This window comes from Clostridium chromiireducens (assembly GCF_003575225.1).
GTDB lineage: Bacteria > Bacillota > Clostridia > Clostridiales > Clostridiaceae > Clostridium > Clostridium chromiireducens.
Genome location: NZ_QXDJ01000003.1, coordinates 312,471 through 326,983, shown reverse-complemented (window position 1 = coordinate 326,983; position 14,513 = coordinate 312,471). Strand labels below are relative to the sequence as shown.

The window sequence follows — 14,513 nt, the reverse complement described above, 5'->3', positions numbered from 1 at the left end:
TGTTTATTTAATATGATTGATTACATCAACATTTCTTTTTGGAGCAGTTAACTCTTTCTCTATGTTTTTATAACCAAACGCTGCACCATAATAAGGCTCATATCCTTCTGGTATGCCGAGTTTTTCTACTTCATCTTGTAAACTAAACAAAGGAGTCATAAAACTAAGCCAAACAGAGCCGATATTTAAGCTTTCAGCAGCAATTAGCATATTTTGAATTGCTGCTGAACAGTCTATTTTTGGTTCAAGAGCATCTTTTTTTCCGGAAACTATAATTAAAGTAGGAGCATTATATATTGTATTTATTTTAGGATTTAACCCTAGAGTTCTTATAAAGTTATCTTCAGACTTAGCCATTAATTCCTTAGTTTTTTCGTTTATATGTGAAAGCAATTCCTCGTTTTGTATTACTGTAAAATGCCAAGGTTGATCATTGTGTGCAGTAGGTGCATAAATACCTGCCTCTATGATTAAATGTAATTCTTCCTGATTTATTTGATCTGGTAGATAAGATCTTATACTTCTTCTATTTTTTATTGTTTTTAATACTTCATTCATATTTTTTCTCCTTTTCTTCGTTGTTTGAAAATACATTTTGAATTTTTTCGGTATACCTATTATATTTAATACAAAAATATTTTGTTGAATTTTAAAGATTTTCATGAATATCTATATCAAAGCATAAACAACATGTGTTGTTTATGTCTTGTATATATGTTATTATAGTGCATAATAATACTCGAAACAACCAACAATAAAATCATTCTGTTGGGTGTTTAACAGAATTTTATGTTGAAAAGGAAAGGGATTAATTATGGCATTATCAATAAATGAAAAGAATCCAAGAGTAATTAAAACACGTAAACTAATTCAAGAAACAATTTTTAATTTATCAAAGGTGAAGAACTTCGATACTATTACAGTAAGTGATATCGCCCAAAAGGCCGAAATAAACAGGTCAACGTTCTATGCTCATTTTCATGATAAGTATGATTTATTAGAATCAATTGTTTCCGATCAGTTAGAATATTTTATTTCTAAAAGAATTGGCGACAAATTAGAAATAACAGAAGAAGTTATAAGGAATTTGATTCTGTCCATATGTGATTACCATGAAGATTTAAGTCAGCGTTGTAAATATAGCTATCGCTCTTTTGCCTCTGTAATAGAGATTAAAGCTAAAGTTCAATTGCGCCAGGTAATGCTTACACTTTTTATAAAAAATGAAAATAAGTTTGCCCATGATAAAATGAAAATAGAATTAATTTTTACTATGATAAGCAGTTCTATTTATGATGGCGTTCAGTATTGGTATAGCTTAGGTAAAAAGGTAAATTCCATCATTTTAGTTGAGGAAATGTTACCTTTTATAATGACATATTTCACACTGCTTTAAAATTAGAGTGTAATAGAAATAATAACTATTGTTTTCCGCCAATAAGTCGTTCACTTAAATTCCAAAGGCTTTCAGCTGCTTCATTATCAATAGCAAAAGGCATTACACCTGAAAAGTCTGTTGTATCTTCAATTTTCCAATTTTCATAATTATTAAAATCTATGTAAGCTATATCACAGTTTTCGCAATATACGCCGCCCATATTGTGCAATTGAGGACTTACCGCACACCATACGATAGTAGCTGCACCTTGTTCAATGGATTTTAGATTTTTTGAAGGATCGATTATAGGATTTCCTTGTTCATCATAAGAACCAGAAGCTAAAAGTGCCTCTTCTGGTAAGTACCTGCCTAAGCCTGTTCCAGCAATGCTGCCTGGATGAAGAGAAAAGGCTCTTATACCATCTTTTTTAAAGCGTATATCTAATTCAACCGTAAATAAGACGTTAGCAGTTTTGGATTGACCATAACCTTCCCAAGGTGTATAATTACGATTCTCAAAGTTGGGATCATCGAACACAAAAGGTGAAAAGTGGTGCCCCCAAGAAGATACAGAGACTACTCTAGATCCATTTGCTTTACGTAGAGCTGGTAAAAGTCTTGTAGTTAGTTGAAAGTGTCCTAGATGATTGGTTGCAAGCTGAAATTCATAGCCTCTACTATCACGATACAATGGGCATGCCATAATAGCTGCACAGTTTACCAAGATGTGCAATGGGCGGTCAGATGCTAAGAATTTATCAGCAAAGGCATCGATAGAAGAAGGATCAAGTAAATCCATTAACTCAATTTTTACACCATCAATATCCTTCAAGGCTGCTTCAGCTCGTTCATAGTCCCTTGTAGGCACTATAACCTCAGCACCTGCTAAACGCAATGTACGAACAGTTTCTTTTCCGAGTCCAGAGTAACCACCAGTTACGATAGCTGTTTTACCTTTAAGGCTAATACCAGTAATAACGTCATTAGTAGTAGAAGCGGCTCCAAAACCTGAGCCTATAGGTTTTTGTTCTGTTTTCATAAAAAATACCTCCATAAAAATTAATAAATAATAAGATTTTATTTTTAAAATCTTTATGACGAAATTATGCCCTAAAAGGATAGAAACAGCTAGACACATTAATGTATAAAAATTGCCTAATACTGCAATAGATATTTTTAGAGTAAGATTGAATTATCTTAGCTAGTAACGTATAATAAAAATATTTATTTCTATTATGTAAATTAAGGTAAGGTGAAAATGTATGTCTAAGCAGCAACAAGGTATTACAAGGCAAGAAGCTTATGTAGAGTCAAATACGAGTTATCAAGAAGTTCTAAATCAACTGGCTGCTTTATGCGAAAAAAATCTTACATCAGATGGAGACATGGAGACAGCAATTCCTTTTATAACACTTTATAAAAGCAGCAAGGAAACACCGTTACTTCCTGGAATTTTAACGCCATCAATTTGTCTTATTCTACAAGGAGAAAAAAATATTCATATTAAGCAGAATATAATTCAATATAATCCTGGAGACTATGTAGCATCTTTGATTGATTTTCCTGTTTCAGCACAAGTCATTGGCGCAAGCGAAGATAAACCATATATTGGCTTACGTGTTGAATTTACTGCCCAAGAAATTTTCTCAGTGATGATGGATGCAAAAATTAATGTGAATTCAAAAGATAATAACTTAAATATGGCTGCATTCATTGGAAAATCCAATTTTGAGCTATTAGATCTGCTTATGCGATTACTAAGATTACTTAATAAGCCTGATTCTATTCCTTTTCTGTCAACACTGATTAAACGTGAAATAATATATCATTTACTTACAGGGAACTATGGTCAATTGTTTCTTCAACAAGCCTTTATTGATTCCAATATAGATAGTATTGGTAGAGCAATTACTTTGATAAAAGAAAATCTATCACGATCATTTACTGTTGAAGAACTGGCAAAACTCTGCAACATGAGTGTGTCTGGACTTCATCACAAATTTAAAGCTACATTAAACATGGGACCTTTACAATATCAAAAAAATCTTCGACTTCAAGAGGCAAGACGTTTATTAGTTAGTGGATCTATGAGTGTGGGAGATGTGGCTATAAAAGTTGGTTATGAAAGTTATTCACAATTTAACAGGGAATATCGAAGATTATTTGGACTTCCACCTCTTCAGGATATAAAAGAAGTGCGTATAAACACTAAGATGAACTTTATGTGATTCTAAAGTAAAAAACTACTGTCTTTTATAAAAGCTGCCAAATTGCGAGTAGCTGGAGTAAGAAGTCTGCTATCTTTTTTTATAAAGATTCCATTTACGTTTTTATCTTTTAAATCTTCTATTTCCTTTAGCGCAACTCCTGGCATTGAAGATTCTACCTTGAGACTATTTAAAAAGCCAATACCAAATTCATTTTGTACAAAAGCCATTGGTGAAATCATATTTGTAATTTTAACTGAAACATAGGGGCCTGTTCTTTTATCTAATAAGTCCTCTAATTTTTTTAAAGCTGAGGTTTGTGGTCTTGGCATTAAGATTCGTTCATTTCGTAAATCCTTTAAATATATCTTTTTCTTTGAGGCAAGTGGGTGTGATATAGGAACCGCTAAGAGGATTGGAAGTTCAAGAATAGGGATAAAATTCATGTCATTATTATTAATGGATAGGGTACAGATAGCAAGATCTAGTTTGCCTTCAATTACCATGTTGTTTAAAGCAATGCTGGTATCAATTGTAATTTCAACATTAATAAGCGGAAATTGTTTGTGGAAAGCATTTAGAATTTTAGGTAATATGCGACTGGCGATGGGTTCATTTGCACCAATTTGTACAGTTCCCTTTGTGTTATCTGAAAATTCATTTATAGACATCATAAGATTTTCATAATCAGTGAGCATTTGTTTTGCAGGATTTTTAAATAATTCTCCAGCCTGAGTTAATCGTATTTTCTTGCCTCTTTCCATAAGAACCACTCCAAGTTCTGTCTCAAGGCTTTGTATATGATTGGTTACAGTTGATTGAGCGTAACCAAGTTCTTTTGCAGCCTCTTGGAAGCTGCCATTTTTTAATATGCTGAAAAATGTTTTTACAACTTGAATGTCCAAAATACTTCCTCCTTCATTGTATATAGATAATTCGATAAATCGAAATCATTCTATTCGATATTTCCGTTTTACTAATACTTAATTGCATTTTATAATAACATTAAAGAAAATAGAAAACAATAATTATAAATGCATAGCTTCAATATTAAAGCAGTTTTTAAAGGACTTTCGATATTTTAAGGAAATTTGAGAATATAACTTTAAATAGGGAGCAATACATTTTATAGAAGAAAGTGAGGAAGGTTATTTATGAAATATACGAGATTAGGTAATACGGGATTAGAAGTTTCTAGAATATGTTTAGGATGCATGAGCTATGGAAATACTGGTACAGGTATAAATGATAGACCATGGACCTTAAGGGAGGAGGAGAGTAGGAAATTTATAAAATTAGCTCTAGATAACGGTGTGAACTATTTTGATCTTTCAAATAATTACTCTGATGGGGACACTGAAAGGATAGTTGGACGAGCAATTAAAGATTTTGTTCGTAGAGATGATATAGTTATTGCGGATAGAGTATTTGCACCAATGCGTCCTGTTCCAAATGGCATGGGGCTTTCTCGTAAGGCAATAATGACAGAAATAGATGATAGTTTAATGCGACTCGGTACAGATTATATTGATATATATGAAATAGGTCGCTTTGATTATAACACACCTCTTGAAGAGACTTTAGAGGCTCTTAATGATTTAGTGAAAGCTGGTAAGGTACGTTATCTAGGTGCATCAACTATGTATGCATGGCAGCTTATGAAGGCTATTGGTATTCAAAAAGCCAATGGATGGCATCGTTTTGTGGTAATGGAGAATTATTATAACCTTCTTTACAGGGAAGAAGAACGAGAAATGCTTCCATTATGTGAAAGTGAGGGGATAGGTGTTACACCTTGGTCACCATTAGCGCGCGGTCGATTAACTCGTCCTTGGGCGGATGGTGTGCAGACTACAGAACGAGGAAAAACTGATGCACATGCATCACAGTTGAACATAACAACAAATTTAGATAAGCCTGTAGTTGATAGATTAGCTGAAGTTGCAGAGAGAAGAGGAGTACCTATGGCACAAATTGCATTAGCATGGCTGCTTTCAAAAAGTGTAATTACTTCTCCAATAGTAGGTGCAACAAAAGAACAACATATAAAAGATGCTGTAGAAGCGGTGGAATTAGAGCTATCAGAGGATGAAATAGCAGCATTAGAAGAATTTTATAAACCTCATGCCTCTTTGAATAATTACAATTTTAAACCTCAAACAAGATAATAATAAAGTATGTTATATAAGAAACGACTGAGGGAATATAAAAAAAATTTACATTAGTGCTAAATAAATAATACTGTGGACCATATTATAAATAAATGATAAAGTGAGCAATAAATTGATATTGAAAGGTTTATGAGGCGTTCAAATATTTGAATAACGCATTATAAACCTTTTTTTATTATGTTTACAATTAAAATATAGTAGATTGAGATACTAGAATAATTGTATGGAAATTGTTGGGGATGAGTTATCATGATATACTATAACTGGAATTATTCGCTTTGGAGAATTAGATAGGTTGTTGCCAAATGTAACATAAGCTACTTTGACAAAAGAACTTCGTACTTTAGAAAAGTATCAACTTATAGAGTGCAAAGTATGTCTAGAAGTTCCATCAAAGGTAGAATATTCATTAACTAATATAAAAATGTGGAGGAAATTATGTCGGAGAAAATAAAAGTTACTTGTGAAATGGAAATTACGTTGAAAGTGATTGGTGGTAAATGGAAACCTCTTATTTTGCATTATTTGCAGGAGGAAGGACCAAAACGTTATAATGAGATTCTGCATTTTTTGGAAAGTGCACCTAAAAAAACTTTGACGAATCAGTTACGCGAACTAGAAGAACAGGAAATTATACAAAGGAAAGTTTTTTCAACAACTCCAGTGAAGGTAGAGTATTCTGTCACAAAGCACGGGGAAACGTTATATCCAATTTTGGAAATGATGTGTGAATGGGGCAGTCAAAACGAAGGGGATAGATATGAAGTGACAAATAGGCAGTGTTGTGAGGAGTAAGTAGGGTACATATAAGTAACCTAGGCAAAAAAAAGTGCCTTCTTGTATTTGTTTTCATTTGGAAATAAAATATATTTAGACTAAGAGAAAGAAGGTATTTACTATGGAGAATTTCACATTTTATGCACCAACGTATTTTGCATTTGGAAAAGATACGGAGAATGAGACAGGAAAATATATAAAAAAATTTGGCGGAACTAAAGTCTTAATTCATTATGGTGGTGGATCAGTTATTCGTTCTGGTTTATTGGATCGAGTAAAAGAAGCTTTGAAAAAGGAAAATTTATCTTATGTGGAATTAGGTGGCGTAAAGCCAAATCCACGAAGTGGTTTGGTATATGAAGGTATTGATATTTGTAAGAAAGAAAAAGTTGATTTTATTCTAGCTGTAGGAGGCGGAAGTGCAATTGATTCGGCGAAAGCAATTGCAGCAGGAGCAGTTTATGACGAAGATTTCTGGAATTATTATCAAGGGAAAGTAGTGGAAAAGGCATTGCCTATAGGCACAATTCTCACAATTTCTGCTGCTGGAAGTGAGGGATCAGCAGATTCTGTTATTACAAATGAAAATGGAATGTTTAAACGTGCTACAACAGGAGAAGCACTAAGACCTAAATTTTCTATTCTAAATCCAGCATTGACTCAAACTTTATCAAAATATCAGACTGCGTGTGGAATTACGGATATTCTTGCACATTTATATGAAAGATATTTTACTAATACTGAAGAAGTTGAAGTTACAGATCGTATAATAGAGGGATTGATGATGACTATGGTTCATGAAGGACCAAGAGTTATTGCCGATCCAGATAATTATCAAGCACGTGCTAATATTATGTGGGCAGGAATGATGGCACATAATAATTCATGTGGTGTGGGAAGGTCACAAGATTGGACAAGTCATGATATAGAACATGAGTTATCTGCTCTATATGATTGTGCTCATGGTGCTGGTTTAGCAGTAACGATGCCAGCAGTTATGATATATAACATGGAGCATAATGTTATGCGTTTTGCTCAAGTTGCATGCAGGGTATGGGGATGTGAAATGAATTTTAATCATCCAGAAGAGACAGCAAAAGCTGGTATTCAGGCATTTCGTCAATTCTTGATTTCCATTGGCATGCCAAAGAACTTTGAGGAACTGGGAGCAAAAGAAGAAGACATTGAAAAATTGGCTCATACTGCTTGTTATGGAGATGTGAAAGTTGGTAATTTAGGCGGCTTTGTAACGCTAAACGAAAAAGATGTTGTAAATATTTATCGTTTGATGCTGTAAGGAGATTAGATGATATGACTAGTGAAGATTATATTAAATTGAATGAGATTATATTAAAACAGGAAGAGATGCTTAGATTTCCGCAGTTTTCAAATAGAGATGCTTGGGAACTAGGAAATTATATGGTAAATAAAGTTTATGAAAAGAAACAGGAATTAGCTATTGCTATTCGAAAATTAAATGGAAATATTCTCTTTCAGCATTGTACAGAAGGAACAAACCTTAATAATCAAAACTGGATGGATAGAAAATATAATACAGTATCCTTAATGGAAAGAAGTTCACTAGGTGCATGGGCGGTTGCCGCTACTACTGGTGAAGTGGTTAGTACCCATGGATTGACTGAGAAAGATTATATATTTTGCGGAGGTGGATTTCCAATTCGATTGAAAACGGGGGAAATGGTTGCGGTTTTGATCGTATCTAATTTTCCACACGAGTTGGATCATGATTTTATAGTAAAAGCTTTAAGTGATTGGCTCGGTATTGATAACGTTCCTGAAATAGATTTATCACTGTCATATTAGTCTGAAAAGGCAGAAAACTGTGTGATTCTATTAATTTTTAAGCAGTTAGGGCTATCAAAAGAATCAGAATAGTTTTAAATAACTAATTTACATAAAGGTAGTTCGGAGTTTTCTTATGTGAAGTTTAAAAGGTATTAAACTAAGATATAAGTATATATTATCATAATCAAAATAAAAGGAATACTCATAACAATAGAAGTTTTGAGTATTCCTTTTTCTATTTTAAAGAGATAATAAGATGATAAAATGGTACAAAAAAGAGCAACTAGAAATTATATTTGATTTCAGAGGAATTTAAAAAGGGCATAGAAGAAATTGAAACAGTTAGAAAAATGCTAGAGATCTTAGGAGTAGACGATAATGAGTATACAATAAATTTTAAAATAATAAGAGGACTTGATTATTATACAGGAACAGTAATTGAAACATTTTTAATTGGAAATGAAAATTATGGTTCCATATGTTCAGGAGGAAGGTACGATAACCTAGCTGAAAATTATACAGATAACATCTTACCAGGGGTAGGAATATCTATTGGGCTTACAAGATTATTTTTTGTATTAAAAGAAATAGGGTTTTTAGATAATTATAAGGTAGAAAAACCCATGGAATATTTAATTATACCAATTGGGGATACACTAGAATATTGCGTCGAGATATATAAAATGTTATTAATATACCATTAATAAATATGTAAGAAAGAATTTATTTATTAATGTTTATTTATTAATAGAATTAGAAATTCCATACCTTCTTGAATCTTCATTTCCTATAAGATAAATTTCAACAGTTAGCTGGTCATCTATTTCTATTATATATTTTTGTTCACTATCATTAAAATTATAATTACCAATTTGTTGATTTTGTTTCATTTTATTTAAAGTTGAATCAAAAAAAGACTTACATTTATTTATGTCATATTTATTATAATAAATTTCAGTTGGAGTTTTAAATAAAAAAGCAGAGTTGGATGGTAATGGAATAGATAATTCTTTATCTTTTTTGTAATGCACCGTGTAATTATTAGTTGCAAAAAAAGTACTTTTAATAATAAGATGAAAATCATAATTTGTATAGTATAAAATAAAGATTGTTATAGGAATAAAAATTATCATAAATTTTTTTAAGTTTAAGATATTCATTAATGTACTGCCTCCCATCATTATATTTTAACTATACAATCTTAAATATTACTTTAGAATTATTATACAAATCATATAAATTATATTCAATATATTAAAGAGTTACGGGTACTTATTCTTCAGAATATTACCATAGGAGAATATATATTCTAAAACATAATAAAATATATATTCTAAAGAATATGCGCCTAAAATGCGGATTGAGAGTGATTTTTTATAAAAGTATTAATATTTAATGATTTTTATAGCACTAGTCATATATCCATAAGAGTAGCAGATAAATTATTAATGCTGTAAATGAATTATTGAGGTGTGTTAGGAGATACATTAAGCGCTTGATATTGATTTACATAGGGAGTAGATTAATTGAAAGCGCTTAATGCTGATATTAACATAAAAAATAATTAGGAAAAATATCGGAATCATTTCAAATATTTCATCCAGTCTCCACGGTTTCCAATTTTATTACCAATAGCATAATAATTAAATGGGGCATAAATAGCAGGATCCAGTTTGTTTAGATCGATCTTACTGAAATCTATATTTTCTAAGGCCTCATCTATTTGTATATTTTCTATTTCTGAAATGAATAAATGACTTCCATTTAACTCAATTACTTTGCTAACATTGCATTCGTATATCCATCTGCTTTGTTCAAGCATAGGTATATTTTGATCCTCATTCCATATGTAATCATATTTGACCTTATTTTTTGTTTCGCTAGTACCCGTAGTTGATCCCAAATAATCTGCAAGCCAAATCATATCCTTGCTGACTAAGTTAGCAGAAAACTTATTTTCTCTTAGGAGATTAATTCTCGTCTGTTTATTCCCCCCGATGGTCATAACAATATGCGGAGTATTGTCAATAGTTACCTCTAGCCATGTGACAGTACCGAAGTTGGGTGAACCATCGGCATTTTGGGTACCAATAATATATATAGGTTGTGGAAAGAATATTAAACTTGGCTCAATACTAATTTTCTTCAATGTATGCTACCTCCAAAATTTGTTTTTAATACATATTGTCATTGTCATCATATTATCATGTCAAACTTGACGACAGTATGTCATGTTAAAGTTAGAGTTGTTTATTTTTCTTCTTTCTTCATTTTTTTGAGTATAATAGTCACGATGGGAAATCGCGATTTAGCCACAGAAATTCATCTTAATTTAAAAAGACATAGTTATATAATTTAATTACAGATAATTGTAGTATGTATTCTTTTGTTTTATACTAAATAAAAAGTTAGAAATGAAATGATGATTTTCATTGAATAAACTAGCAAAGTTAATTAAAGGCTGAGAAGCAGTGGCCCATCTTTTCAAGTACGCTGTCTAATTCATGATATTGAGTTGCCTGCATGGCTTTGAGTAATAACATTAAGTTTTTGATTTCTAAATCAGAAAAAAAGCGCTTTGCTCAATGTATAATTTTCCCCAAAATGTATTCTGCCTCCATTACCTTTACTCATGTATACAGGTACGCCAACGGAAGAAAGAACATCAACATCTCGATAAATAGTTCGTGTTGATACTTTGAAGTTTTCAGCTAATTCTTTAGCAGTTATGGATTTTTTGCGAGAAGTATTTACTTTTTTAACAGATGATGGTTTGGTTGGACGTTTAACCATGTCTCAGCAAGAGCGTTGGCCTAAAGGGGGATATACAACTTCTGAACTTGAACATAGCTTGCTGAATGTATATGGTGGCTGGTTGTTTTAGCTAATCGTATAAATATTGATATAAGTGAAGCACTTCACTAAGTTAATGTTTAGTGAGGGGTTTTTTATGCTTAGAGTATTAACAAGTTTCGACTGTTGAAAGTTCTGTTTTATCTAGCGTTTAGAACTATTTGACGAATATATATATCAATGATTAAAAGAAATTAAAGAAATTATTAAATCTGAGTAACCTTTTACAGTTTTTGTTTATTAAATAATATATTGATGTTAAAATAAACGTATATACAAAAGAAGGGAAGGGTATTTATGAGAAGTATAAAGATCAAAATATTATTACCACTTTTTTTAATGATTATATTTTTTGTGGGTTTCATGACAATTCAGTTTATCTTCGCGAAAAATAATTTAAAATTGGTAAAAGAAATGAATACAAAATATTTTTCTACTATTTCCAAAACTGATAAATTAAAACTTGATGTTGTGGAGGTTCAACAGTGGCTTACGGACATAAGTGCAACAAGAGCAGCAAAAGGATTTGATGATGGATTTGATAAGGCTGAAACCTATGCACAAGATGTAAAAGTTGTTATACAAGAGCTTAAACAAATAAATCCTGAAAGTACAGGAGAAATTGAAAAAATAGAGAAAAGTTTTGATCCATATTATGAAACAGGAAAAACAATGGCTAGAGCATATATTGATGGGGGCCCTGATAAAGGTAATTTATCTATGGAAGAATTTGATAGTACTGCTGAAGCAATTAACAGTGAAGTTGATAACTTTAAGATTTTAGCTTCTCAAAATATTGAAGTTTCTATAAAAAATATAGAAAAATCAATAACAAATACAATAATTTTAATAGTAGTATCTATTTTAGCTGTAATAATATTATCTATAATGGCATGGATCTATGTTACCAAAAATATTGCTAATCCAATAACTTTAATTTTATCAAAATTAAAAGACATGGCAAGTAGTGAAGGAGATTTAACAAAGCATATTGATTTTGTTAGTAAAGATGAAATTGGTGAACTTGCAAATAACTTTAACTTAATGCAAAATTCATTTAGAGAAATAATTAGTGTTGTTATTGATGAATCTAGAAATGTTGAAAATAAAGTTAAGAAAACTAATGAAAATATTGATCAGTTATCTTTATTGATTGAAGATGTTTATTCTACAACAGAAGAATTATCTAGCGGCATGGAAGAAACAGCAGCATCAACAGAAGAAATGAGTGTAGCAAATTCTCAAATTGAGTTAGAAATAGAATCAATTGCAGAAAAGGCAAAGAACGAAGCTGAAAAATCATCAGAAATTAAAGATAGAGCAAATGATCTTAAAAATAAAGCTGTTTATTCTAAAGAAACAGCAAAGCAAATTAATAACAAAACACAGGACAAGCTTTTAGATGCTATTGAAAAATCTAAAGAAGTAGAGAAAATAAGTGTTTTATCTGAAGCTATTTTACAAATTGCATCTCAAACTAATTTACTAGCATTAAATGCAGCCATAGAAGCCGCAAGAGCAGGAGAGGCTGGAAAAGGTTTCTCGGTGGTAGCAGAAGAAATTAGAAAACTTGCTGAAGACTCAAAAAACACTGTATCAGAAATACAAAATATTAGCAGCGTAGTTGTAGGAACAGTACAAAACTTAGTGGCTACATCAGAAGATATAATTGAGTTCATAAACACTCAAGTTATAAGGGATTACGAAATGATTGTTAATACTGGCGAGCAGTATAATAATGATGCAATTATGATTAACAATATGACAACTGAATTTAGTGAAAAGTCCAATAAAATAATGACTTCAATGGTTACAGTTGCAGAATCCGTAAATCAAATAACTAATGCAAATAATGAATCTGCAAATGGAACAAATAATATTGCTGAAAAATTGAATACTATATCTGAAAAATCTGATAATGTGGTGCAATTAATAAAAGAAGTTAACACTAGTACAAATAAATTAGTCGGAATGGTTAATAATTTTAAAGTATAACAATATCTCCAAATAAGGATTCGTATCACAGGTGAATATATGAAAAAGATTATGAATGAACAATTAATTTATGAAATACTTTCTGTTGTGGAAGAAATCCCTGCAGGCAAAGTAGCTACATATGGACAAATTGCCAGCCTTATTGGCAGAGAAAAAAATGCACGGCTTGTGGGGAAGGCTCTTAGCCAGGCAGAATTTTATGGTAGATATCCATGCCATCGAGTGGTAAATCATGCTGGAAGGTTGGCACCGGGATGGCAGGAACAACGATTTCTGCTATTAGAAGAAGGTGTATCCTTTAAAGATGAGAATCATGTTGATATGAAGAAAAATCAATGGGACTGTTAGGATGGTTATGCAAGATGAATAAACAGAATTATTTAAATTCGATAGATCAAAAAAAGGAAGGCGATTTGTTGCAAATAAATAAAAAAAAGCTGCACTACAAGGCATCTAAACCAAGTAATATGGCAATTGTACCGATAGCCGGATTGAGGTATATCCATTAAAATATTAGAAATCTAAGATAATAGATATTAAGAGAAAAATACCAACGGCTATACATTTCAACCAATGATGACTTAATCTATGAGTCAAAGTTTTTAATATTGACAGTAGAATTAATTTAGCGTATATTATAATTAATAAGACCTAACACGCCTCTTAACAATGCGGACCACGTTAGGTTATTTTGATTTAAGGAGCTTTTTAAAGTATGGATAAGAAAACTTTGCAAAATCCAATTTCAATAGATTATCAAATTGATAATTTAATTTCGAAAGGGTTAATAATTGAAGATAGAGATTATGCAAAGAGCTTTTTAAGTAAAGTATCATAATTACTATATGAGTGATGACAAATACACCATTTTTTATTTTTTAAATATGATGTATAAGCATCTCGTAGAAATTTTTCTTCAATTTCATTTAATTCAATTTTATCCATAATATAACTCAATCTCCTTTTCCGACAGTAAACATTTTCAATCTTATTATGGATAGTAAATTTAATATTTATGTATATTGGAACGGTGGGAATGGTTTTATTTATGGCATAACTTAACAGTAGTAATACTGGTATATATAATTTAAAACTGCACAAAATAATATATGAAAGAGGTGATTGTCATGGGAAACGATTTTGAAGATGATATTTGGGGATTACTCCGAAAATAACTTTTAAATCCCCATAAGTACACTTATTTCAAAAGAAGCCAGGGTTTAAGAATAAGCCCTGGTTTTATTTTATTTCTCTGCCTTATATTTTCTAAAAATCGAAAGATTACTTAAGCCATTAAAGAATATTATCTAATATTATGAAGACAAT

General features: G+C 31.2%; 18 protein-coding genes and 1 pseudogene. 13 read left to right on the top strand and 6 right to left on the bottom strand.

The features are described 5' to 3' along the window. Positions 1 to 3: 3 nt before the first annotated feature. Positions 4 to 558 carry a nitroreductase family protein gene (locus tag D2A34_RS12730; RefSeq protein ID WP_119366857.1) on the bottom strand — a complete coding sequence of 185 codons (555 nt, stop codon included), beginning with the start codon at positions 556 to 558 and terminating at the stop codon, positions 4 to 6. Positions 559 to 814: 256 nt separating this feature from the next. Between D2A34_RS12730 and D2A34_RS12725 the strand changes: the two genes are divergently transcribed. After that, entirely contained in the window at positions 815 to 1,396 is a 582-nt protein-coding gene (locus D2A34_RS12725; RefSeq protein ID WP_119366856.1) for a TetR/AcrR family transcriptional regulator, read from the top strand. 25 nt (positions 1,397 to 1,421) lie between these two features. Here the strand turns inward: D2A34_RS12725 and D2A34_RS12720 are convergent, their stop codons facing one another. Beyond that, the gene (locus D2A34_RS12720) at positions 1,422 to 2,516 is read right to left on the bottom strand and encodes an oxidoreductase (protein ID WP_341467247.1); all 1,095 of its coding nucleotides are present in this window, start codon (positions 2,514 to 2,516) and stop codon (positions 1,422 to 1,424) included. Between the two features lie 124 nt (positions 2,517 to 2,640). On the opposite strand from D2A34_RS12720, the gene D2A34_RS12715 reads away from it, so the two are divergent. Next, complete coding sequence (locus D2A34_RS12715; protein WP_119366854.1) at positions 2,641 to 3,606, top strand: AraC family transcriptional regulator; 966 nt, start codon at positions 2,641 to 2,643, stop codon at positions 3,604 to 3,606. A 2-nt stretch (positions 3,607 to 3,608) separates the two neighbouring features. Here the strand turns inward: D2A34_RS12715 and D2A34_RS12710 are convergent, their stop codons facing one another. Continuing rightward, entirely contained in the window at positions 3,609 to 4,490 is an 882-nt protein-coding gene (locus D2A34_RS12710; protein WP_119366853.1) for a LysR family transcriptional regulator, read from the bottom strand. A gap of 249 nt (positions 4,491 to 4,739) precedes the next feature. Between D2A34_RS12710 and D2A34_RS12705 the strand changes: the two genes are divergently transcribed. The 6 genes and pseudogenes from D2A34_RS12705 to D2A34_RS12680 all read left to right on the top strand — a co-directional run. Then, on the top strand, positions 4,740 to 5,753 hold the full coding sequence (locus D2A34_RS12705) for an aldo/keto reductase (RefSeq protein ID WP_119366852.1): 1,014 nt from the start codon (positions 4,740 to 4,742) through the stop codon (positions 5,751 to 5,753). Positions 5,754 to 6,078: 325 nt separating this feature from the next. After that, entirely contained in the window at positions 6,079 to 6,210 is a 132-nt protein-coding gene (locus tag D2A34_RS27660) for a winged helix-turn-helix transcriptional regulator (protein WP_423243117.1), read from the top strand. Further along, positions 6,195 to 6,551 carry a winged helix-turn-helix transcriptional regulator gene (locus tag D2A34_RS12695; RefSeq protein WP_079440008.1) on the top strand — a complete coding sequence of 119 codons (357 nt, stop codon included), beginning with the start codon at positions 6,195 to 6,197 and terminating at the stop codon, positions 6,549 to 6,551. The genes D2A34_RS27660 and D2A34_RS12695 overlap by 16 nt, the downstream gene beginning before the upstream one ends. A gap of 103 nt (positions 6,552 to 6,654) precedes the next feature. After that, positions 6,655 to 7,830 carry an iron-containing alcohol dehydrogenase gene (locus tag D2A34_RS12690; protein WP_119366851.1) on the top strand — a complete coding sequence of 392 codons (1,176 nt, stop codon included), beginning with the start codon at positions 6,655 to 6,657 and terminating at the stop codon, positions 7,828 to 7,830. Between the two features lie 14 nt (positions 7,831 to 7,844). Then, positions 7,845 to 8,357, top strand: coding sequence for a heme-degrading domain-containing protein (locus tag D2A34_RS12685; protein ID WP_079440006.1), 513 nt, complete (start codon positions 7,845 to 7,847; stop codon positions 8,355 to 8,357). A 269-nt stretch (positions 8,358 to 8,626) separates the two neighbouring features. Further along, positions 8,627 to 9,034 (top strand): annotated as a pseudogene (locus D2A34_RS12680) (ATP phosphoribosyltransferase regulatory subunit); the annotation flags it as partial. A 42-nt stretch (positions 9,035 to 9,076) separates the two neighbouring features. Here D2A34_RS12680 and D2A34_RS12675 read toward each other — a convergent pair. The 3 genes from D2A34_RS12675 to D2A34_RS27655 form a co-directional block, all read right to left on the bottom strand. After that, the gene (locus D2A34_RS12675; protein ID WP_079440004.1) at positions 9,077 to 9,499 is read right to left on the bottom strand and encodes a hypothetical protein; all 423 of its coding nucleotides are present in this window, start codon (positions 9,497 to 9,499) and stop codon (positions 9,077 to 9,079) included. A gap of 422 nt (positions 9,500 to 9,921) precedes the next feature. Continuing rightward, a complete protein-coding gene (locus D2A34_RS12670) occupies positions 9,922 to 10,488 on the bottom strand; it encodes a flavin reductase family protein (RefSeq protein ID WP_079440003.1) in 567 nt (188 codons plus the stop codon). 413 nt (positions 10,489 to 10,901) lie between these two features. Beyond that, complete coding sequence (locus D2A34_RS27655; protein ID WP_423243120.1) at positions 10,902 to 11,069, bottom strand: helix-turn-helix transcriptional regulator; 168 nt, start codon at positions 11,067 to 11,069, stop codon at positions 10,902 to 10,904. Between D2A34_RS27655 and D2A34_RS27025 the strand changes: the two genes are divergently transcribed. The 5 genes from D2A34_RS27025 (at position 11,038) to D2A34_RS27430 (ending at position 14,025) form a co-directional block, all read left to right on the top strand. Next, a complete protein-coding gene (locus D2A34_RS27025) occupies positions 11,038 to 11,223 on the top strand; it encodes a nucleoside triphosphate pyrophosphohydrolase family protein (protein WP_243128333.1) in 186 nt (61 codons plus the stop codon). The two genes, D2A34_RS27655 and D2A34_RS27025, sit on opposite strands and share 32 nt — an antisense overlap. Before the next feature lie 266 nt (positions 11,224 to 11,489). Continuing rightward, a complete protein-coding gene (locus tag D2A34_RS12655; protein ID WP_119366850.1) occupies positions 11,490 to 13,187 on the top strand; it encodes a methyl-accepting chemotaxis protein in 1,698 nt (565 codons plus the stop codon). A gap of 39 nt (positions 13,188 to 13,226) precedes the next feature. Further along, the gene (locus D2A34_RS12650; RefSeq protein WP_079440001.1) at positions 13,227 to 13,535 is read left to right on the top strand and encodes an MGMT family protein; all 309 of its coding nucleotides are present in this window, start codon (positions 13,227 to 13,229) and stop codon (positions 13,533 to 13,535) included. Positions 13,536 to 13,549: 14 nt separating this feature from the next. After that, positions 13,550 to 13,696, top strand: a complete 147-nt coding sequence (locus D2A34_RS26705) for a hypothetical protein (protein ID WP_182629366.1) — start codon at positions 13,550 to 13,552, stop codon at positions 13,694 to 13,696. Positions 13,697 to 13,902: 206 nt separating this feature from the next. Next, a complete protein-coding gene (locus D2A34_RS27430) occupies positions 13,903 to 14,025 on the top strand; it encodes a hypothetical protein (RefSeq protein ID WP_279221620.1) in 123 nt (40 codons plus the stop codon). Positions 14,026 to 14,513: the final 488 nt, after the last annotated feature.

Coding starts and splice junctions, on each gene's coding strand:
- D2A34_RS12730 (WP_119366857.1), bottom strand. CDS start 558: ATGAATGAAGTATTAAAAACAATAAAAAATAGAAGAAGTATAAGATCT.
- D2A34_RS12725 (WP_119366856.1), top strand. CDS start 815: ATGGCATTATCAATAAATGAAAAGAATCCAAGAGTAATTAAAACACGT.
- D2A34_RS12720 (WP_341467247.1), bottom strand. CDS start 2,516: ATGTGTCTAGCTGTTTCTATCCTTTTAGGGCATAATTTCGTCATAAAG.
- D2A34_RS12715 (WP_119366854.1), top strand. CDS start 2,641: ATGTCTAAGCAGCAACAAGGTATTACAAGGCAAGAAGCTTATGTAGAG.
- D2A34_RS12705 (WP_119366852.1), top strand. CDS start 4,740: ATGAAATATACGAGATTAGGTAATACGGGATTAGAAGTTTCTAGAATA.
- D2A34_RS12695 (WP_079440008.1), top strand. CDS start 6,195: ATGTCGGAGAAAATAAAAGTTACTTGTGAAATGGAAATTACGTTGAAA.
- D2A34_RS12690 (WP_119366851.1), top strand. CDS start 6,655: ATGGAGAATTTCACATTTTATGCACCAACGTATTTTGCATTTGGAAAA.
- D2A34_RS12685 (WP_079440006.1), top strand. CDS start 7,845: ATGACTAGTGAAGATTATATTAAATTGAATGAGATTATATTAAAACAG.
- D2A34_RS12675 (WP_079440004.1), bottom strand. CDS start 9,499: ATGAATATCTTAAACTTAAAAAAATTTATGATAATTTTTATTCCTATA.
- D2A34_RS12655 (WP_119366850.1), top strand. CDS start 11,490: ATGAGAAGTATAAAGATCAAAATATTATTACCACTTTTTTTAATGATT.
- D2A34_RS12650 (WP_079440001.1), top strand. CDS start 13,227: ATGAAAAAGATTATGAATGAACAATTAATTTATGAAATACTTTCTGTT.
- D2A34_RS26705 (WP_182629366.1), top strand. CDS start 13,550: ATGAATAAACAGAATTATTTAAATTCGATAGATCAAAAAAAGGAAGGC.
- D2A34_RS27430 (WP_279221620.1), top strand. CDS start 13,903: ATGGATAAGAAAACTTTGCAAAATCCAATTTCAATAGATTATCAAATT.